22 protein-coding genes and 2 pseudogenes are annotated in these 17,992 nt (G+C 40.6%); 13 read left to right on the forward strand and 11 right to left on the reverse strand.

What is annotated here, in order from left to right:
- Position 1 precedes the first annotated feature (1 nt).
- Positions 2-364, forward strand: coding sequence for a hypothetical protein (locus AN391_RS00390; protein WP_055013546.1), 363 nt, complete (start codon positions 2-4; stop codon positions 362-364).
- 494 nt (positions 365-858) lie between these two features.
- Here the strand turns inward: AN391_RS00390 and AN391_RS00395 are convergent, their stop codons facing one another.
- Complete coding sequence (locus AN391_RS00395; RefSeq protein ID WP_055013547.1) at positions 859-1,743, reverse strand: LysR family transcriptional regulator; 885 nt, start codon at positions 1,741-1,743, stop codon at positions 859-861.
- Positions 1,744-1,909: 166 nt separating this feature from the next.
- On the opposite strand from AN391_RS00395, the gene AN391_RS00400 reads away from it, so the two are divergent.
- Together AN391_RS00400 and AN391_RS00405 are read left to right on the forward strand one after the other, a co-directional pair.
- A complete protein-coding gene (locus AN391_RS00400; RefSeq protein WP_055013548.1) occupies positions 1,910-2,392 on the forward strand; it encodes a DUF2938 domain-containing protein in 483 nt (160 codons plus the stop codon).
- 21 nt (positions 2,393-2,413) lie between these two features.
- Positions 2,414-2,824 carry a disulfide bond formation protein B gene (locus tag AN391_RS00405; protein ID WP_055013549.1) on the forward strand — a complete coding sequence of 137 codons (411 nt, stop codon included), beginning with the start codon at positions 2,414-2,416 and terminating at the stop codon, positions 2,822-2,824.
- Between the two features lie 127 nt (positions 2,825-2,951).
- On the opposite strand, the gene AN391_RS00410 is transcribed toward AN391_RS00405, so the two are convergent.
- From AN391_RS00410 to AN391_RS20510, 7 genes and pseudogenes are all read right to left on the reverse strand, one after another.
- Positions 2,952-3,542: a TetR/AcrR family transcriptional regulator gene (locus AN391_RS00410; protein WP_055013550.1), complete on the reverse strand. Its 591-nt coding sequence runs from the start codon at positions 3,540-3,542 to the stop codon at positions 2,952-2,954.
- Between the two features lie 126 nt (positions 3,543-3,668).
- A complete protein-coding gene (trxB, locus tag AN391_RS00415) occupies positions 3,669-4,619 on the reverse strand; it encodes a thioredoxin-disulfide reductase (RefSeq protein ID WP_055013551.1) in 951 nt (316 codons plus the stop codon).
- Between the two features lie 19 nt (positions 4,620-4,638).
- Entirely contained in the window at positions 4,639-4,962 is a 324-nt protein-coding gene (locus AN391_RS00420; RefSeq protein ID WP_054982009.1) for a co-chaperone YbbN, read from the reverse strand.
- Positions 4,963-5,680: 718 nt separating this feature from the next.
- Positions 5,681-5,995, reverse strand: a complete 315-nt coding sequence (locus AN391_RS20865; protein ID WP_268795548.1) for a GNAT family N-acetyltransferase — start codon at positions 5,993-5,995, stop codon at positions 5,681-5,683.
- Positions 5,996-6,052: 57 nt separating this feature from the next.
- A pseudogene (locus tag AN391_RS00430) lies at positions 6,053-6,250 on the reverse strand (GNAT family N-acetyltransferase); the annotation flags it as partial.
- 167 nt (positions 6,251-6,417) lie between these two features.
- A pseudogene (locus AN391_RS20740) lies at positions 6,418-6,498 on the reverse strand (GNAT family N-acetyltransferase); the annotation flags it as partial.
- A gap of 203 nt (positions 6,499-6,701) precedes the next feature.
- Positions 6,702-6,854 (reverse strand): hypothetical protein, encoded by a 153-nt coding sequence (locus tag AN391_RS20510; RefSeq protein ID WP_408003037.1) that lies wholly within the window; start codon positions 6,852-6,854, stop codon positions 6,702-6,704.
- A 178-nt stretch (positions 6,855-7,032) separates the two neighbouring features.
- Between AN391_RS20510 and AN391_RS00435 the strand changes: the two genes are divergently transcribed.
- From AN391_RS00435 to AN391_RS00465, 7 genes are all read left to right on the forward strand, one after another.
- A complete protein-coding gene (locus tag AN391_RS00435; RefSeq protein WP_055013552.1) occupies positions 7,033-7,545 on the forward strand; it encodes a DUF2796 domain-containing protein in 513 nt (170 codons plus the stop codon).
- 61 nt (positions 7,546-7,606) lie between these two features.
- Positions 7,607-8,941 (forward strand): dihydroorotase, encoded by a 1,335-nt coding sequence (locus tag AN391_RS00440; RefSeq protein ID WP_055013553.1) that lies wholly within the window; start codon positions 7,607-7,609, stop codon positions 8,939-8,941.
- A gap of 17 nt (positions 8,942-8,958) precedes the next feature.
- Positions 8,959-9,867 (forward strand): GTP cyclohydrolase FolE2, encoded by a 909-nt coding sequence (gene folE2 / locus AN391_RS00445; RefSeq protein ID WP_055013554.1) that lies wholly within the window; start codon positions 8,959-8,961, stop codon positions 9,865-9,867.
- Positions 9,868-9,895: 28 nt separating this feature from the next.
- Complete coding sequence (locus tag AN391_RS00450; RefSeq protein ID WP_055013555.1) at positions 9,896-10,456, forward strand: carbonate dehydratase; 561 nt, start codon at positions 9,896-9,898, stop codon at positions 10,454-10,456.
- On the forward strand, positions 10,446-11,489 hold the full coding sequence (locus AN391_RS00455; protein ID WP_055013556.1) for a GTP-binding protein: 1,044 nt from the start codon (positions 10,446-10,448) through the stop codon (positions 11,487-11,489). The genes AN391_RS00450 and AN391_RS00455 overlap by 11 nt, the downstream gene beginning before the upstream one ends.
- Positions 11,476-13,104, forward strand: coding sequence for an HAD family acid phosphatase (locus tag AN391_RS00460; RefSeq protein WP_055013557.1), 1,629 nt, complete (start codon positions 11,476-11,478; stop codon positions 13,102-13,104). Before AN391_RS00455 ends, AN391_RS00460 begins: the two co-directional genes overlap by 14 nt.
- A gap of 24 nt (positions 13,105-13,128) precedes the next feature.
- Positions 13,129-13,296 (forward strand): SEC-C metal-binding domain-containing protein, encoded by a 168-nt coding sequence (locus tag AN391_RS00465; protein ID WP_055013558.1) that lies wholly within the window; start codon positions 13,129-13,131, stop codon positions 13,294-13,296.
- A gap of 84 nt (positions 13,297-13,380) precedes the next feature.
- On the opposite strand, the gene AN391_RS00470 is transcribed toward AN391_RS00465, so the two are convergent.
- Positions 13,381-13,818, reverse strand: coding sequence for a hypothetical protein (locus AN391_RS00470; RefSeq protein WP_055013559.1), 438 nt, complete (start codon positions 13,816-13,818; stop codon positions 13,381-13,383).
- A gap of 1 nt (position 13,819) precedes the next feature.
- Entirely contained in the window at positions 13,820-14,398 is a 579-nt protein-coding gene (locus AN391_RS00475; RefSeq protein ID WP_055013560.1) for a DUF3299 domain-containing protein, read from the reverse strand.
- Between the two features lie 80 nt (positions 14,399-14,478).
- Between AN391_RS00475 and AN391_RS00480 the strand changes: the two genes are divergently transcribed.
- Positions 14,479-15,189, forward strand: a complete 711-nt coding sequence (locus AN391_RS00480) for an ABC transporter ATP-binding protein (protein ID WP_055013561.1) — start codon at positions 14,479-14,481, stop codon at positions 15,187-15,189.
- Positions 15,183-16,421: an ABC transporter permease gene (locus AN391_RS00485; RefSeq protein WP_055013562.1), complete on the forward strand. Its 1,239-nt coding sequence runs from the start codon at positions 15,183-15,185 to the stop codon at positions 16,419-16,421. The genes AN391_RS00480 and AN391_RS00485 overlap by 7 nt, the downstream gene beginning before the upstream one ends.
- 98 nt (positions 16,422-16,519) lie before the next feature.
- Here the strand turns inward: AN391_RS00485 and AN391_RS00490 are convergent, their stop codons facing one another.
- A complete protein-coding gene (locus tag AN391_RS00490) occupies positions 16,520-17,020 on the reverse strand; it encodes a lactoylglutathione lyase family protein (protein WP_008130525.1) in 501 nt (166 codons plus the stop codon).
- Between the two features lie 101 nt (positions 17,021-17,121).
- On the opposite strand from AN391_RS00490, the gene AN391_RS00495 reads away from it, so the two are divergent.
- On the forward strand, positions 17,122-17,988 hold the full coding sequence (locus AN391_RS00495) for a LysR family transcriptional regulator (protein ID WP_055013563.1): 867 nt from the start codon (positions 17,122-17,124) through the stop codon (positions 17,986-17,988).
- Positions 17,989-17,992 lie beyond the last annotated feature (4 nt).

A 17,992-nucleotide genomic window follows, 5' to 3' on the forward strand; every position in this document is an offset into this window, starting at 1 on the left:
TATGAAAAAGGTTGTATTGACTGCTGTTATTTCAGCCCTATTACTTGGAAACGCATTTGCAGATGACACAATAGTCGAACCTGCTCACATCGCATCTCCAAAACAATATGAACTTCTTCTTGAGAACGAACAGGTTACGGTGCTTAAGATGACACTTAAACCAGGAGAACAAGATAATTGGCATAAGCACAATGCTGAGACTGTTTACTTCGAAAAAGGTGGCAAGGCAACGATAATAACGAGTGAAAAAGACATGACTTTGGAGATCCCGGATGGCTACGTGATGTGGCATGACCAATGGGAACACCAAGTTAAAAATGTTGGTAACAAAACAATCACTGCAATTATCGTAGAGAAGAAATAATGATGTCAAAGACCCAAACTAACGATTGAAATCGTTTCTGGTGTGGTATGTCCTAGGTGTGTAATTGGCTATAGTCGCTTAAAAGCAGCATTAGCCAATTGCCTTGCCCTGAATCTTTAGTCACTCTGTAGCATCGAATTAGAACGATTGGGACAGTTTGGTTTCAATTCTAATGGGCATAAACAATTTAATCATGAATGACTGCTCATGACACAGCACCGTCCTTCGCTCATAGTTGACCTCTGTCCCTAAAAGTGCAATTTCCGCAATACGTAATCTTCTGCCGCTTAATTACAAATAATCGAACACCAGCTTTTGGCACTCTCTAGCCACACGACAACATAAAATGGTGATAATAATTGGCAAGGTATTTTACTATTTAGGATGGCGCTTCGCTTATCCGACCTAAACAGGCATATACCTAACAGCTAAAGTTAATACTCCACAAACTTCGTTAATTCGCATTAACGCCCTACATTTAACAGCAAATCCATTTACACATTAGAGCGCGTTGATTCTATAAACCCTTTTACATAATCAAGCTGTAAGTCGTCATCGCGCACACCTACATTAACGCTTTTTTGCAGCCCTTTATTACCTATGCTGATGCCTTTTATGCCTAAACGACTTTCGTGCGATGACACTAGCCACTCTGGTAATACTGCTACCCCCCGATTGGCCGACACTAATTGCAGCATCATTTCAGTGCTTTCTATGGGTACTCTGCGTTTGGGTTGCACGTTAGCGGGGTCTAAAAATCGGGTGTAAACATCTAAGCGGTTGTAGCCTACGGGCACGGTGTAAAGTATTTGGTTTTCGAGATCTTGTGCTGTAACAAACGCTTTGTTGTATAGCGGGTTTTGCTCGCTTACTACAATACATAAATTGTAGTTAAACACAGACCTAAAATTTAAGCCCTCTGTATTTACGGGGTCGGGGGTTATTAGCACATCTATTTCGTTGGCTTTTAGCGCTGCTATGCCATCAAATCTAAAGGCACTTTTTATTTCTACGTCTACCTCTGGCCATGCTTTTAAAAATTGCTGAATTTTGCCCATCAACCATTGCTCACACGGGTGACACTCCATTCCTATACGCATTATTCCTCGGCGGCCTTGGGCAAACTCTTGTAATACTCGCTCGGCGTGCTCAAACTCGGTGACCATTTTGTCTGCAAGTGAAAGTAAATAAAGCCCCGCCTGAGAATATACAAGCGTATTGCCTTTACGATGCCACAGTTTTACGCCAAATCGGCGCTCTAATTTAGCAATAGTATGGCTCACAGCCGACTGACTTAAGTTTAAACTTTCGGCCGCGGCGGTCACGCTTTTAAGGCGATTAACCTCTTTAATAATGTGTAGATGATTACGTTCAAGCATTATGATTTATATTCATTCCAAAACCAGTTTTTACCATTAGTGTTCATAATGGCGTTTTGGTAATATTATCACATTACATACCCAAGTCTATGCACTTTGCTGTTGTGCTATGTATACACACCAGCAAAACACCTAGCATTTAACGTATTACCAGGAGATACAGCCTATGTTTAGCGACTCTTTCTATACTTTTATATTAATAGGTATAGGGGGCACACTAGTGTTAGATATTTACGCGGGGTTACTCGCTAAGTTTTTTGATTTACCCGCCACAAATTGGCGATTAGTTGGGCGCTGGGTAGGTCATATGAAGTCGGGGCAATTTTATCAGCCTGCACTACCTAAGGCCGAAAAAATACCGGGTGAGCTTGGTATTGGTTGGGTTGTACATTACCTAATTGGCATAGCGTACGGGTTAATATTAATGGTGTGTGTAAACACGCAGTGGCTTGATTTGCCAACCATACTACCTGCATTACTTGTTTCGTGGTTTGGCATAGTTGCCCCCTTTTTTATAATGATGCCAGGCATGGGCGCGGGTATGGCCGGTGCAAAAACACCTAACCCCACAGTTACGCGCATAAAAAGCTTTGTAGGGCACACCATATTTGGCTTAGGCATGTTTTTAACCGCACTGGTTTTAGCATAATTTTAAGTAGGAAAGCAGTACATGAACATTTTAAATTTAAGCACCTATTCTACGCATATAAAAATAGTGGGCTTAATCGCTATTGTTATTTCAATAGCTGCGTGGAGCACAGACTTATTAGGCATAGTGTATGCTTGCCCCTATTGTAGAGTGCAGCGCTCAGTAATAGGCCTGTTAGGTTTATTATTAATAACGCCTGCGGTTACACACTGGATAGGCAAATATTTTGCTTTAGTGATTGGTTTTTTTGGCGCAACAGTGGCCGCTAATCAGCACTTTATGGGCTGGAAAAAAATATCAGCTGGCACCTTTGAATTTAAAGATAACCTGTTAGTTGACCCCTTTATTTTATCGGCCTGTGCACTAACAGGTATTATTGGGCTCACTTATTTAGCAGTAACAGCCGCAAAGTTACCTGCTAAAACGGCTTAACATTTAGTACCCTAGCTAAAACAAACAAGGCGCACTTTTTATTAAAAGTGCGCCTTGTTTTTTTATATATAAATTTAATTTAGTTACGTTAAGTCTGTTTTTCTATGCGCTTAAAGCAATCTACTTATTACCACCTATCTAAAAATAACTCACAGGCTTCTAAAAGCTTTTCTCGTGCAATGCCGTCTCTTGATTGAATAGAAAGGCCATTAATAAAGGTATCTAAAATTAGCATAAATTGCTCTACGGGCATTTCTTGTTGCCACTCTTGCCGGGCTGTTCCGCGCTCTATGCATTTTACAAGCGCTTTACGAATGTCGTTGCGTACCGACAGCGCCATTTGCTCAACTTCTTTATTTTCGTCGCCGCAATTTAAGCCAGATAAAACAATCATGCAGCCCGATGGTTGCTTAGTTGAGGTTTGCATATGAATGGTTTTAAACACCATGTTTTTAATCGCTGCTTTTGCAGGAACCGACTCGTTTTCTAGCTCCGAAAAGGTCTCTCCACAGGTGCTGGTATAAAGTGCTAAACATTCACTGTATAGAGCTTGCTTTGAGCCAAATGCTGCGTAAAAACTCGCAGATGAAATATTGCCTAACACTTTGCGTAGCTCAGCTAAAGAAGTGGATTCGTAGCCTTTTTGCCAAAATAAATCCATTGCACTTTTTATTGCATCTTCACGGTTAAACTGGCGTGGGCGTCCGGTTCGGGCCATATAAATTACCTCAAGTAAGTAAATTTTAAATAAGTGTATTGTTAGTTAAAACACTCAAGCCCGAAATACTAAGTATTGTCGGGCATTGTGTTGATCATACCATAAGTTTTAAATACAGTTGCTGTGCTAAGCACCTAAGCGAGTAAAGTATTGCTCTACATCTAGTGCTGCTTTACACCCAGAACCTGCAGATGTAATTGCCTGCCTATAATGGTTATCGCTTACATCACCTGCGGCAAATACGCCGGGAATATTCGTTAATGTTTCACCATTTTCAAACCCAGAATACACATTAATGTAGCCATCGCGCATATCAAGCTGATCTTTAAAAATATGTGTATTAAGCTGATGCCCAATGGCAATAAACACCCCATTAACGCTCAGTGTTTCTCTGTCTTGCTCCGGTAACGTTGATTTAATAGTAATTCCTGTAACGCCGTTAGCGTCACCCACTATTTCATCTACTTGGTTATTCCACTTAATAGTTACTTTACCTTGCGCTACTTTATCAAATAGGCGCTGTTGTAAAACCTTTTCGGCACTGAGTGAATCACGACGGTGAATAAGCGTAACGTGCGACGCAATATTAGCTAAATACAAAGCCTCTTCAACTGCGGTATTACCACCGCCAACCACAGCTACGCTTTGGTTTTTATAAAAAAAGCCATCGCAAGTTGCACACGCCGATACACCCTTACCTTTAAACTCAGTTTCGCTTTGTAGGCCAAGGTACTTTGCCGATGCGCCCGTAGAAATAATTAACGCATCAGCTGTGTAAGTTTGCTGACCTTTAAGCACAAACGGTCTTTGCTGCAGGTCAACATATGTGATGTAGTCATGCACTATTTCGGTATCAAAATTTTCAGCATGCTCTTTAAACTGTCTCATCAGTTGTGGCCCCTGAATACCCGTTGGGTATCCTGGCCAATTTTCAACATCAGTTGTTGTTGTGAGTTGCCCACCCACTTCAAGGCCAGTAATTAGTAATGGTTCAAGGTTTGCTCTAGCTGCATAAATAGCGGCAGTGTAACCAGCAGGCCCCGAACCCAAAATTATCAACTTTCGATGTGTGCTCATTTATCACCTCTTTGGCGTACTAATCTTTTAAAATTAGCGCTTGTAGCTCTGGCGCAGGCATCATACCTACAGAGCGATTTATTTCTTTACCGTTTTTAAATACAACAACAGTAGGAATACTTCTTACCGCTAATTTGGCTGCAACTGATGGAAAATCATCAATATTAAGCTCCCCCATAATAATATTTTCATCAGCGAGGTTATCGGCTACTTGCTCGTAAATAGGCGACATCATTTGGCATGGAGCACACCACTCAGCCCATAGTCTTACAACTAATTTGGCGTCTTTTTTGTTTAGCGATTCGAAGTTTTCATCATTTAATTTAATTACTTGGTTAGTCATTTTTGGCTCCTAGTTAAAAGTAAAAATCGACCCACAGTGACACACCTATATTTCGCCTAACAGGGTATTTATATATGCAAACTACGCATAATAAATATCAGAGCTATAAACGTGTTTTAAAAAGATGCTATTTAAAATAAGAGGAACAAACTCTTAAAATATCAACTTAAAACACATTACCCATAACACTTGTGGATCGATTGATCCGAAATTTACACGCAAAAACAGAGAGTGTCAATAACTTATAGAACGCTCAATCCACAAATAAGTAAAATTAACACTCAAAAAGCCGCACTAAAAAATTAATTTTAAGCGACTTTGTTTTTATTTTTTAAATTAAAGCAATAGGTTATAAAGTAAAAAAAACAACGCAGCTAGGAGCTGAAATTTAAAATAATTAATTTATGATTTTTGAGAAAAGAGTAGGGAAGGAGAGCAATATACATTCTGAGGTTGTGAGTTTTTCTTAAATAATTTGAATAATAAATGCGATTTAAAAGCATAATAATGAACGCACATTGTATTTATTATGCTATTTAAAGGTTTAGAGGCCTACGACGGCGCTGCGCCTTTCCATTAAAGTTACATTGCGCCATACGCCATGCAGCTGTCCTAATTTTTCTCGGTTTCCAACTTGCCTAAAACCATTACGAGTATGAAGTGTAATGCTGCTTATGTTTTCAGGGAATATACTGGCTTGTAGCATCCATATACCGTTTTATTCTGATTCTTTAATGAGTGCACAAAGCAATGCGTGCCCCAAGCCTTTACCTTGGGCTTGGTTTGCAACATATACACTTACCTCGGCAACGCCCGAGTATACCTCACGGCTTGAAATCGCAGATAACCCAGCCCAGCCAAGCACCTTTTCATCCTCAACTGCAATAAGACGACAACAGTTGAGCATAGAGCTATTCCATTGCTGCCAGCTTTTTGCTTTAGTTTGAAAGGTCGCGTTGCCGGTATCAATACCTTGCTGATAAATATTTTGAACGGCTAAAAAGTCGTTCTCTGCAAATGGCCTTATGTTCACAGTATTTCCTTAAAACTATTATTATTCTTTAAAATTAGCGGCTTACTTATAAATGAGTTAACGGCTAATTTTAATAACGGCTAACATGTCGCCCTCATCGAGGCCAACTTCCTCAAATCCAAAACTTGAATAAAAATCTTTAGCTATTGGGTTTTGCGGGTTATAACAAATCTCGATTTGTTCAAGCTCAGGGTTTGTTTTAATCTCTTCAATTGCCATGAATAGTGCTTTGCGCCCAATGCCTTTATTTTGATAATACCAACTCCATTTAAGTATGTGTTCTAAATTTTACGCCGAAAAAACAATTCAGTTCTAGGCGTAAATTGATGTAAGTGGTTGTTCCCTTTACGAAATTTAAAACAAAGAAATGGGTTGTTTTAGCAAGTAAAATAGAGCAACTATTTATTGGAGTTGGTATAAGTTTGATCAACCATAAAGCGCCAAATAGAAACCTTTGTTGGGGTTTCTTGTACCCACATAAAAAAGCCTACTGGCAGAGCATTTAGGAAAATAACCTGAACTCTGGTTAAGAGATTTACTAACATATTGAGTCAAAAGTGATATTTATGCTTATTCTCTCTAGCCAGAGATTTCCAGTGAAAACAAGGCGAAATTACGCGTCAATAGCTAGCTTATTGCAAGTAAATTCAACGCAGTTAGCGCTGAAAATAACTGCTTGAGATAGATTTATTATCCAGAGTTCAGGTTAATTCGCTTTACAGGTATACCCGCTATTGTAGTGCGCCTCTACTAACGACCACATATTACACGCTACGTATTCTTCTTGAGTTTTAGTAACCTCTAAATCGCATACGGCTTCGTAATTATTGGCGGTGATGTCTTCCAATGACAGTTTCATGTTTTTCCTTAAAAATAAATTATTTATATAGCTAAAACTTACCAGCATCTGTACCTATAAACAATAAATGGCTTTACTAGCCCAATAGAGCCTTAATTATTATCTTTTTAGGACACAATCGGTATGTTATACTATAACAATTGCTGTATTTAGCTCTATTTTGTATAAGGGTTAGCTTATGAAAACGTTTACAAAAGGGTTCACTATTGCCCTGCTATTAGGGTTGGGTTTTAGTGCTAATGCGCAAAAACATGTACATGGGGAAGGTGAGTTACTTATTGCTCAACAGGGCAATGTGCTGCAAATGCAGTTTATTATTCCGGCTGCTGATGCGCTTGGTTTTGAGCACCAAGTTGCAAGCTCAACAGATAAAAATGCGATTGATGTACTTGCCCAGCAGTTAAAAAATAGCAGCCACGCCATTGATATAAAAGGGCAGTGTATTTTACAAAGCACCGAAAACTCACTTGCTCACAGCCATGATGAACACGCAGACCTTCATAGCCACGATCATCATAATGTTGAAGCCACCTACAATTTTAACTGCAAAACACCGGTTAGGGGCTTTACGGTCACGTTGTTTAAGTTAATGCCTTCACTGAATGCGCTTAACGTGCAATGGATTAGTAACACAGGGCAAGGCTCAACAGAAGCGACGCGTAATAACCCTGTTATTAGTTGGCAAAGCTAATATTTGGCCGCCAACTCACACCCATTAAACATACATTGCTGACTAAATAAGAGCCGTAAGCATGAAAAGCCAACTAATAAAAAATGCCCAAATGGTTAACGAAGGTAAAACGCAACGTGCTGATGTACGCATTACCAACCAATTTATTGAATGCATTGCTGCTAATATCACCCCGAGCATAAACGATGATGTATTTGACGCAAAAGGCGCGTACTTGCTCCCAGGTATGATAGATGACCAAGTGCATTTTAGAGAGCCAGGCCTTACCCATAAAGGCTCTATATTAACTGAATCACGCGCGGCAGTGGCAGGCGGTATTACAAGTTATATGGAAATGCCTAATGTTACCCCTTCAACCACAAACAAAGCGGCGCTTGAAGAAAAATACGCCATAGCTGAGCAGCACTCTTATGCTAATTACTCTTTTTACCTTGGCGCAACCGAGCACAATTTAGATGATATTAAAGCGCTCGACCCTAAAAGAGTATGTGGCGTAAAAGTGTTTATGGGCGCCTCTACCGGTAATTTATTAATAGAGAACCCACAAGCGCTTGAGGGGATATTTCGCGAATGCCCTGTGCTTATAGTTACCCACTGCGAAGATGGAAAAATCATTAGCAAAAATAATCAGCGCTACGAGCAACAAGGCATTGTGCCTAGTATTACCGAACATCCAAAAATACGTGATGCGCAGGCGTGTTATGCCTCATCGTCGTATGCGGTGTCGCTTGCTAAAAAATACAATGCGCAATTGCATGTATTACACATAACTACCGAAAAAGAGCTGAGTTTATTTACTAAAGGCGATATAGCCAATAAAAGCATTACCGCAGAAGCCTGTGTACACCACTTATACTTTTGCGAGCAAAATTACGAAGCCTTAGGCAACTTAATAAAATGTAACCCTGCCATAAAAGCTAAAACCGATCGCGATGCGCTTATAAACGCGGTTAAAAATAATCAAATAGATATTATTGCCACCGATCACGCTCCGCATACATGGCAAGAAAAACAAACCGATTATGTTAACGCGCCAGCAGGTTTGCCCTTAGTAGAGCACGCACTTTTAAGCTTACTAGAACACGTTAAACACAACCGCTTAAGCATTGAACAAGTAGTAGAAAAAACCGCACATAACCCCGCGCTGCGTTTTAAGGTAGATAAACGCGGCTTTATAAAAGAAGGTTACTACGCCGATTTAGTGCTGATAAGTACACAGCAAACTACAAAGGTGAGCCACGACGCTTGCCGCTACCTTTGCGGCTGGACGCCTTTTGATGGCGTTGAGTTTTCATCAAAAATAGTAAGCACGTGGGTTAATGGCGAGCGCCTTTACGATGGCAAAACAGTCACTAAACCAAGTAAACCTGCAATGCCTCTTATTTTTAATCGTTAACCGGAATAGTTAAATTTATGAATGCTAAAAGCCATTTGCCCGATATTACTTCGCAGCCTAACTCTCTTAATGCACGCCCATTACAATGGGTGGGTATGGAAGAGGTTTCGCTGCCGTTACATATTTTAAACAACAAAGGTGAGCAACTACACACTCACGCCAAAGTAGGCATATTTGTTAGCCTTGATAAAGCAAATGCAAAAGGCATACATATGTCGCGCTTGTATTTATTGTTTAATGAACAACTGGCTAATAAGCCACTCAATGGCCAAGTTTTAACAACGCTAGTTGAAAACATGCTGAGCTCTCAGCAAGGCTTAAGCTTAAGTGCCAAAGTAGATTTAGCTTTTGAGCTTGTAATAAACAAGCCAGCGCTTTTATCTAATCAATCTGGGTTTCAGACGTATCCGGTGGCTATTAGCAAAACCATTAAAAATGGCGTTATTAATACCGAGCTTAGCCTCACAATTCCTTATTCTAGCACGTGCCCGTGTTCGGCCGCGCTTTCTAGACAAGCGTTAAGTGACGCCGTAGCAGAGCAGTTTACAGAGCAGCAGCTTGATAAAAACACTTTATTAGAGTGGCTTACATCGCAGCAAGGCAGTGTAGCTACCCCGCACAGCCAACGCTCGTATGCGTATATAAATATGAGCTTACAAGGCGAGCAACTCCCTGATTTACCCACTCTTATTACCCAAATGGAACAAGCCATAGGCACGCCAGTACAAACCGCGGTAAAACGAGAAGACGAGCAAGCCTTTGCTAAATTAAACGCCGAAAACCTACTGTTTTGTGAAGATGCCGCCCGCAGGTTAAAGCACGCCCTTGAGCAAAATACAGATATTTGCGACTACCACTTTAAAGTTGAGCACCAAGAAAGCCTACATGCGCACAATGCCGTAGTGTACGACCAAAAATTTGCATAGCAAAAGCATTAATTAGTAAGGAATAAACATGTTAAGAAAAAACCCAAACGGCCACATGCCAAGCGTAGCGCAAAGTGCATTTATAGACCCAACCGCCATTATTTGCGGCAAAGTAATTATTGAAGACAACGTATTTATTGGCCCTTATGCGGTTATTCGCGCAGATGAAGTAGACGACACCGGCGATATGCAACCAATTATTATTAAAAAAAATTCAAACATACAAGATGGCGTGGTTATTCATTCTAAATCGGGGGCGGCGGTATCCATTGGTGAGCGTACATCTATAGCGCATCGTTCAATTATACATGGCCCGTGCAGCGTAGGGGATGATGTATTTATTGGCTTTAACTCGGTAGTATTTAGATCAGAAATTGGCAATTGTTGTGTAGTAAGGCATAACTGTGTAATTGATGGGTTAGATTTACCTAAAGACTTTCATGTACCGCCAATGACCAATATAGAACCCGGCTTTGATTTAAACAGCATAAGCAAAGTGCCGCCAGAATATTCAACATTTTCTGAATCGGTGGTGTCGGCAAATCACGATTTGGTAAAAGGTTACAAAAAATTGGCTAATGAACTCTAATAAGCAAACGCTAAAGGCAATACCCACTAATATTATTAGTGGGTTTTTAGGTGCCGGAAAAACCAGCACTATTGTATCGCTACTTAAAACCAAACCACTCACTGAGCGCTGGGCAGTATTAGTAAACGAATTTGGCGAAGTAGGTATTGATGGCGCGCTACTTAATGGGCAACAAAGCCCAAACAGTGGTGTATTTATTCGCGAAGTACCCGGTGGCTGCATGTGTTGTACCGCAGGCGTGCCAATGCAAGTTGCACTTAATCAGCTGCTAAAACAAGCAAAACCAGACAGGCTTTTAATTGAACCCACAGGGCTTGGCCACCCAAAAGAAGTATTACAAACACTTTCATCATCGCATTATAAAAATGTACTGAGCTTACAAAAAACAATTACTTTAGTTGATGCCAGAAAGCTCAATGACTCGCGTTATACAAGCCATGCTACGTTTAATCAGCAAATTGATATTGCAGATATTATTGTAGGTAACAAGCACGATTTATACGCTCAAAATGACACTGAAACATTAACTGATTATGTAATAAGCCGCGCAAACCAAACACAGCAAATTGTATTTACTACACAAGGTGAAATAGCGCCTGAGTTGTTACAAGGTGAGTGCGACTATAATCAATCGGCGCCTTGCACTGCGCATACTCATACAAAGTCAGGCATTAATACCCGTGAAGTGCCATTACCCACAAATGGCATACTGTGCATTAAAAATAGCGCTCAAGGCTATCAAAGTATTGGTTGGCGTATTAGTGCAGCACACATACTTAGTAAAACCGCGCTGCACGCTTTGTTTAGCAACTTAAAAGTAGAGCGAATTAAAGCTGTTATAAAAACAGACGAAGGGTTTGTAGGCTTTAACCTAGCGGAGCAAACCTTAACCGTTACCCCCTTAAACGATTGCCAAGAAAGTCGTATAGAAATAATAGCGATACAAATTAACTCTATGTGGGAGCAACAACTCATGAACTGCTTAATTAATAATAAAACCAACTCAGAGAAAACCAACCATGAACACATTTAATACATTAACCATTGCTTTAGTCAGTGCGCTTAGTGTTGGCTGTACATCTAACCTAGCCAAAAATACTAATGAAAGTTTTTCAGCGCAGCCGGCCTCGCAGCTACAAGCACAAACTCTACCTGCTTTAAAAATAGCGACTTGGAATGTTGAGCACCTTGCATACCCAATAGATACAGGCTGTAGAGCCAGAACGCCTAGCGATATTGAGGCTATGAAAGCCTACGCAAATAACTTAAATGCTGATGTAATCGCCCTGCAAGAAGTGGCTTCTAAAGAGGCGCTAGAGCAAATATTCTCTGAAGACGACTGGCAACTAATGGTATCGAGTAGAGCGCCTAGCCCTGCATATACGTGTAGAAAAACAGGGGCTAAATCTACCCAACAGAAAGTCGCTTTTGCGGTTAAAAAAACAGTGCCGGTATTAAATATTGAACCCTTTGAACCACTTGGTCTATCAAAAACAGGGCTGCGTTATGGCTTGCAACTTACAATTAATACAGCAAAAGGGCCTACCGATATACTTAACGTGCACATGAAAAGCGGCTGTTTTGTAGATGACTACTTAAAAAGCGACTCACCTGCGTGTAAAACTTATGCACAACAAGCACCGGTGCTTAATAGCTGGGTAGAAAAACGCGAAACAGCAGGTACGCCTTACGTAATATTAGGTGATTTTAACCAACGTATATCAGCACCTTATAATAGGCTAACTCGCACTTTATTAAGTAATGAGCGCTCAACTCGTATTACAACCAGCCAATTATTAGGGTGCCAAGCACGCTATCCTGCGCCTATCGATCACATTATTGTTGGCGGTATGAATGCACAAAATATTACAAAGTCGGCTCAGGTGCATAAATTTAAAAATATGGATAACAAAGCCATGTTGAGTGACCACTGCGCTGTATCGGTCTCACTTGCTGCTAATGCACACTCATTGTCGTCGGCAGTGTTATGGCAAACAACCAGTAAAGAGTACAAAGCACTAGCAACTACAACCTACGAACAAGCAAAAGCAGCAGTAATGCAATTGCCAAACACAACAAGTAACTGGGTAGCTGTGATGGATGTAGATGAAACCGTGCTTGATAACTCAGCTTATCAAAAGCAAACCGAGCTTAACGGTAAAGGATATACACCACAATCCTGGCAGGCATGGGTTGCAAGCGAAAAAGCCACACTGGTACCTGGTGCTAAATCGTTTATAGAAACAGTGTATAAACACGGTGGAAAAATAGCGCTTGTTACTAACCGTAATAAACAAAACGATTTGCACACATGGAATAATTTAAAAGCAGTAGGTTTACCTGTAACACTTAAAAACACCTGTTTAATTGGCCGTTCAGAGGCTGACAAAAACGCCGTTAATAACAACGAATTTATTAACGATAAAGACTTGCGCCGCCAACAAATAACACAAGGCACAGCCGATTGTTTTTCACCAAGTGGGCAAAATAATAACTGGCAGCAGCCACAGGTTATTAAATTTCAGGTGGGGGATAACATTGAAGACTTTAGCGGTGTAACACAAGAAACCGCCAATATAAAAACGCTACAACCCACGCTTGGTAAATCATTATTTTTACTACCAAACCCTATGTATGGTTCGTGGTAAATACTATTTAAAAGGAACAGTAATATGACAGATAAACCTTCAACGCCAACCAGTTCAGGCTGCACTAACACAAGCTGCTGCCCACCACCGCAAAGCCCTATTACGCGTGGCACGCCTAAAGTAGGGCGAAACGATCCGTGTGTATGCGGTAATGGCCGTAAATATAAAAAGTGTTGCGGTAAAAACGCATAAATTGCAGCAAAGCTGCTTTTAATTTAGGTATAAAAAAAAGGGCTAGCGTAATGTTAGCCCTATTAATTTCTAAGCTCAGCGTATTTAACTGGCTGTTACTTCTATTTTTTGCTCTAGCGTAAAAGGCTTTTCATTTAAAAGGCCGCTTATTTGCACCAAAATTTCTGATTTACCGGGTTTATTAGCTACGTATTTTAAACTGTGTATTCCGCGTGTACGCTCTAATAATATTATTGGCTTACCGGTAAGTTTAATACCTTGTGGCGCTACAAACTTTACACTTACCGCGCTGTAACGTTTAGGCACTAAGTAGCTAAATTTAGCTGTGCTTGTATCGCCAACATTTACTTGTGCTTGCTTAGCGTGCTTTACAGAAAAACGCTCAAGTATAGGGGTTTGAAAGCTTTGACGAGCAAACGGATGAAATTGATTTAAACCAACCCTGGAGTGAAACTCGCATGCATTAACGCCAACAGACGCACTTGCCAAAACGAATGAGCAAAGCAGATATTTTTTATTCATATTATTCCTCGTACGGTAAAACTCGGTCTAACTTAAGCTCGTACGCCGATGTACCTAATTCGTTTTCTACGGTATTAATTATTATTTTTCCTTCAAACCAAAAAGCGTCGTATAAGCTTTCAAGCTCAACGCCTTGTTCAAATTTAACGTAAATTATTTGGTTTGGCGGCGGTGGCGGCATATGCAAACACGCCCCAAAGTAAGGCACTACAAAAAACTCACTAATGCGCTTACCTTCTTCTGATTCAAGCGGCACAATAAAACCAGGCACGCGAATTTTTTTATTGTTATAGCTATCAATGACTCGAGCTGAGCTTAATGCTTGCTGATAGCGTTTATCTTGCTCGTTTTCGAACGACTTAGCGTCTAGGCTATCTAGTGTGTCTTGCTCTGAGCCATCTTCAATTTCGGTTAAATACTCTGGCGGATTAAGCAGTGCGTCTAAATCGTCTTTAGGCATTAACTGAATCCACTCTATTTGTTCGTAGCTTGAACTTTTAGCCACTGACTCACAGGTAATTACTAAACTGGCCAAGGCTATAACACACCAAGCAACCATGTTAGTTACATTCTTTGACATATTTTCATCTCAATTAGCTTATTGCTTAACTAAAAACGTTATAACATATCAATACTTATCAAACCATAGGAGTCTCATCATTGCCTAATACAATTTCTTCGGCCTCTACTCCCTTTGCCATACATATTAATCAACTTAATTATAAGTACCATAAAGCCGATAAAACCGCGTTTTATATTCCTAACTGGCAAGTAAAGCAGGGGGAACAGGTGTTTTTACACGGTGAATCTGGCTCAGGTAAAACCACATTACTTAATTTATTAGCAGGGGTGCTCACACCGCAAAGTGGTGAAATAACCTTACTTGAGCAAGCATTTTCAACGTTTTCGTCAAAAAAGCGCGATAAATTTAGAGCACAAAACATTGGCGTGGTGTTTCAGCAATTTAATTTAATACCGTATTTAAGTGTTTTAAAAAACATTCAGCTGGCTAGTTACTTTGCAAAAACGAGTAATACGCAAATAGAGCAAGAGGCGAGCGCTCTGCTTTTAGCGCTTAAGTTACCAACGACTATTTTGCACAAAGCAGCAAATACATTAAGTGTTGGCCAGCAACAGCGTGTAGCTATTGCCCGCGCTTTAATAAATAAACCTAAACTGCTATTAGTTGACGAACCTACCTCAGCATTAGACGCCGCATCGCGCGAAGCATTTATGGCCCTGCTAATTGATTTATGTAAGCAGTACGGCATAACGCTTGTATTTGTAAGCCACGATATGCACTTACAACAATTTTTTGAGCGCAGCGTAAATGTAACTTCGCTTTTAAAAGGGGAGGGCAGCAAATGCTAGTATCGTTAGCGTGGAGCAGCTTAGCCTGTAGGCGCAAATCGGTCATACTTACGTTTTTATCATTACTTATAAGTATAAGCGTGCTGTTAAGTGTTGAGCATATTCGCCAGCAAGCCAAAGAAAGCTTTAACAGAACCATCTCTGATGTAGATATGATTGTGGGCGCACCTAGCGGGCAGTTAAACCTTTTACTTTATTCGGTATTTAGAATGGGCAGCCACACCAGTAATATTAATTATAAAAGCTATGAAACCCTAAAAGGCAGCTCATTAGTTAAATGGGCAATTCCCATTTCGCTTGGCGACTCGCACCGTGGTTTTAGAGTAATGGGCACTAATAATAGCTACTTTGAACACTTTAAATACGGCACTAAGCAACCACTTACTTTTAGTAGCGGCCAGCCATTTAACACATTATTTGAAGCGGTAATAGGGGCCGATGTAGCCAAAAAACTCAAGTATAAAATTGGCCAAAGCGTAGTGATTGCCCATGGTATTGGTAACACAAGCTTTACCCATCACGACAACACCCCCTTTATAATTAAGGGCATACTTAGCCCCACAGGCACACCCGTTGATAAAACCATACATGTAAGCTTAAACGCCATTGAGGCCATACATTTATCACCGGCAAAACAAGCTAAATTACTTAATAATGTAGACTCAGTAAACACCACACCCGAGAGCATTACCGCAGTAATGCTGGGTTTAAAATCTAAGTTTTCTACCTTTAAATTACAGCGCGATATAAACAACTATAAAGCCGATAGGTTAATGGCCGTGTTACCCGGTGTTGCCATGGCCGAGCTTTGGCAAATGATGGCAACCGTTGAAAACCTATTACGCGTTATTGGTATTTTGGTGCTGGTATCGTCGTTATTTGGTTTATCAACCATGTTACTTGCCTCTATGGCACAACGTAAAAACGAAATTGCCGTGCTACGTGTATTGGGCGCAGGGCCAAGCGTTATTTTTAGCTTAGTACTGGTAGAGGCGCTAATTTTAGTAATGCTGGTAAGCGCAGCCGCAACGGCTTTACTAAGTTTAACTTTATGGCTTTTAGGCGATTGGCTAGGCACCAGGTACGGCTTATTTTTAAATGCAAATATGCTTAATGTAGAGACTTTGAAAGTAATAACGGTTATTACTGTTGCGGCTATTATTACCTCAGCTATACCCGCGTATGAGGCCTATAAAAATGCCCTGCATAGCTCACTTGGTGCTAAAAGTTAGCCCCTTTAAAAGTTGCACCACGTACTAAACAAAAAGGCCGCAGTAATAAATACTGCGGCCTTTTTGTTTTTTGCTCAACTTTTTTAAACTAGTTAAGTTTAGTAAGCGCCTGCGCTGTAAATAAGCTCGTAGCTGTGGCTGTAAATCTCAAGGATGTTACCAAACGGGTCTTCCATGTAGATCATGCGGTATGGCTTTTCGCCAGGGTAGTAGTAACGTGGCTCTGGCATACGCTTTTTACCACCTGCAGCAACAATACGATCCGCTAAGCCTTCTACATCTGGGTCTTGTACACAGAAATGGAAGATACCGGTTTTCCAGTATTCAAAATTGTCTTTAGGGTTTTCTTGGTCTTTAAATTCAAAAATTTCTACACCAATACGGTCGCCTGTTGAAAGGTGCGCTATTTTAAATTTTTCCCAATTTGGACCAAATACATCGGTACACATTTCGCCAATTGGGCTGTTATCTTCGGTGATCACGGTAGGCTCCATTATGGTGTACCAGCCCATCACCTTAGTGTAAAACTCTACGGCTTTTTCAACATCCGGTACTGAAATACCAATGTGCGAAAAACTACGTGGATATGTATGACTCATAATATGTCCTCTTTAACTGTGATTAGTTGATGGAGTTAGTTTACGAATCAGCCTTTATTAAGTAAAATTATCATTAATCATCATTTTGAGTACGTTTTGTAATGATAAACCCGACATGGTTAAACACGTTTTGTACGTTGGTTGAGGTAAACCACTTTACCCAAACCGCCGAGCGCTTATTTATGACCCAATCTGGCGTGAGCCAGCATATTAAAAAGCTAGAGCAGCAAGTAAACTGCGCGCTATTAGAGCGCCACGGTAAACAATTTACCCTTACCGTACATGGGCAAAATTTGTATCAGCAAGGCAGCTTGTTATTAAAAGAGTGGCAATTTTTAGAGCAGCAATTAAAAGATGATTCGCCTTACAGCGGCCTAGTAAAAATACAATCGCCAGGTAGTTGTGGGCTACAATTTTATAGCCAGTTATTGGCGCTGCAGGCAAAGCATACCGAGCTTAATATTGATTATCGCTTTGCACCTAATACAAGTGTAGAGCAAGCTGTGGCAAACCACAGTGCCGACATAGGCTTTTTAACCCAAGCTCCCACACTTAGCGAAGTTACTAGCCACAAAATTGGTAAAGAAGCGCTATTACTTGTCACTCCCGCACATATTAAAAACCCTACGTGGGAGGTTTTATGTGAGCTTGGTTTTATTGGCCACCCCGATGCAAAACACCACGCGCAGCTGTTACTTAGCGAAAACTACAGTGAGTTTGAACATGTTGATCAATTTAAGCGTTCGGGGTTTTCTAACCAAATAAGTTTGATACTGGAGCCGGTAAGTTTAGGGCTGGGGTTTACGGTTTTACCTGCGCACGCCGTTAGCGCATTTAATAAACCTGCGCTTATTAAAACGCATCACTTAGCTAATCCGATAAGCGAAAATATTTATGTGTGTCACCATCGTAATAGGCCAATGGCAAAGCGCATGAATACCGTAATTGAGGCGATAAAAGCGGGCTAGGGCA

The organism is Pseudoalteromonas sp. P1-13-1a (assembly GCF_001401875.1).
Lineage (GTDB): Bacteria > Pseudomonadota > Gammaproteobacteria > Enterobacterales > Alteromonadaceae > Pseudoalteromonas.

Coding starts and splice junctions, on each gene's coding strand:
- AN391_RS00390 (WP_055013546.1), top strand. CDS start 2: ATGAAAAAGGTTGTATTGACTGCTGTTATTTCAGCCCTATTACTTGGA.
- AN391_RS00395 (WP_055013547.1), bottom strand. CDS start 1,743: ATGCTTGAACGTAATCATCTACACATTATTAAAGAGGTTAATCGCCTT.
- AN391_RS00400 (WP_055013548.1), top strand. CDS start 1,910: ATGTTTAGCGACTCTTTCTATACTTTTATATTAATAGGTATAGGGGGC.
- AN391_RS00405 (WP_055013549.1), top strand. CDS start 2,414: ATGAACATTTTAAATTTAAGCACCTATTCTACGCATATAAAAATAGTG.
- AN391_RS00410 (WP_055013550.1), bottom strand. CDS start 3,542: ATGGCCCGAACCGGACGCCCACGCCAGTTTAACCGTGAAGATGCAATA.
- trxB (WP_055013551.1), bottom strand. CDS start 4,619: ATGAGCACACATCGAAAGTTGATAATTTTGGGTTCGGGGCCTGCTGGT.
- AN391_RS00420 (WP_054982009.1), bottom strand. CDS start 4,962: ATGACTAACCAAGTAATTAAATTAAATGATGAAAACTTCGAATCGCTA.
- AN391_RS20510 (WP_408003037.1), bottom strand. CDS start 6,854: ATGAAACTGTCATTGGAAGACATCACCGCCAATAATTACGAAGCCGTA.
- AN391_RS00435 (WP_055013552.1), top strand. CDS start 7,033: ATGAAAACGTTTACAAAAGGGTTCACTATTGCCCTGCTATTAGGGTTG.
- AN391_RS00440 (WP_055013553.1), top strand. CDS start 7,607: ATGAAAAGCCAACTAATAAAAAATGCCCAAATGGTTAACGAAGGTAAA.
- folE2 (WP_055013554.1), top strand. CDS start 8,959: ATGAATGCTAAAAGCCATTTGCCCGATATTACTTCGCAGCCTAACTCT.
- AN391_RS00450 (WP_055013555.1), top strand. CDS start 9,896: ATGTTAAGAAAAAACCCAAACGGCCACATGCCAAGCGTAGCGCAAAGT.
- AN391_RS00455 (WP_055013556.1), top strand. CDS start 10,446: ATGAACTCTAATAAGCAAACGCTAAAGGCAATACCCACTAATATTATT.
- AN391_RS00460 (WP_055013557.1), top strand. CDS start 11,476: ATGAACACATTTAATACATTAACCATTGCTTTAGTCAGTGCGCTTAGT.
- AN391_RS00465 (WP_055013558.1), top strand. CDS start 13,129: ATGACAGATAAACCTTCAACGCCAACCAGTTCAGGCTGCACTAACACA.
- AN391_RS00470 (WP_055013559.1), bottom strand. CDS start 13,818: ATGAATAAAAAATATCTGCTTTGCTCATTCGTTTTGGCAAGTGCGTCT.
- AN391_RS00475 (WP_055013560.1), bottom strand. CDS start 14,398: ATGTCAAAGAATGTAACTAACATGGTTGCTTGGTGTGTTATAGCCTTG.
- AN391_RS00485 (WP_055013562.1), top strand. CDS start 15,183: ATGCTAGTATCGTTAGCGTGGAGCAGCTTAGCCTGTAGGCGCAAATCG.
- AN391_RS00490 (WP_008130525.1), bottom strand. CDS start 17,020: ATGAGTCATACATATCCACGTAGTTTTTCGCACATTGGTATTTCAGTA.
- AN391_RS00495 (WP_055013563.1), top strand. CDS start 17,122: ATGATAAACCCGACATGGTTAAACACGTTTTGTACGTTGGTTGAGGTA.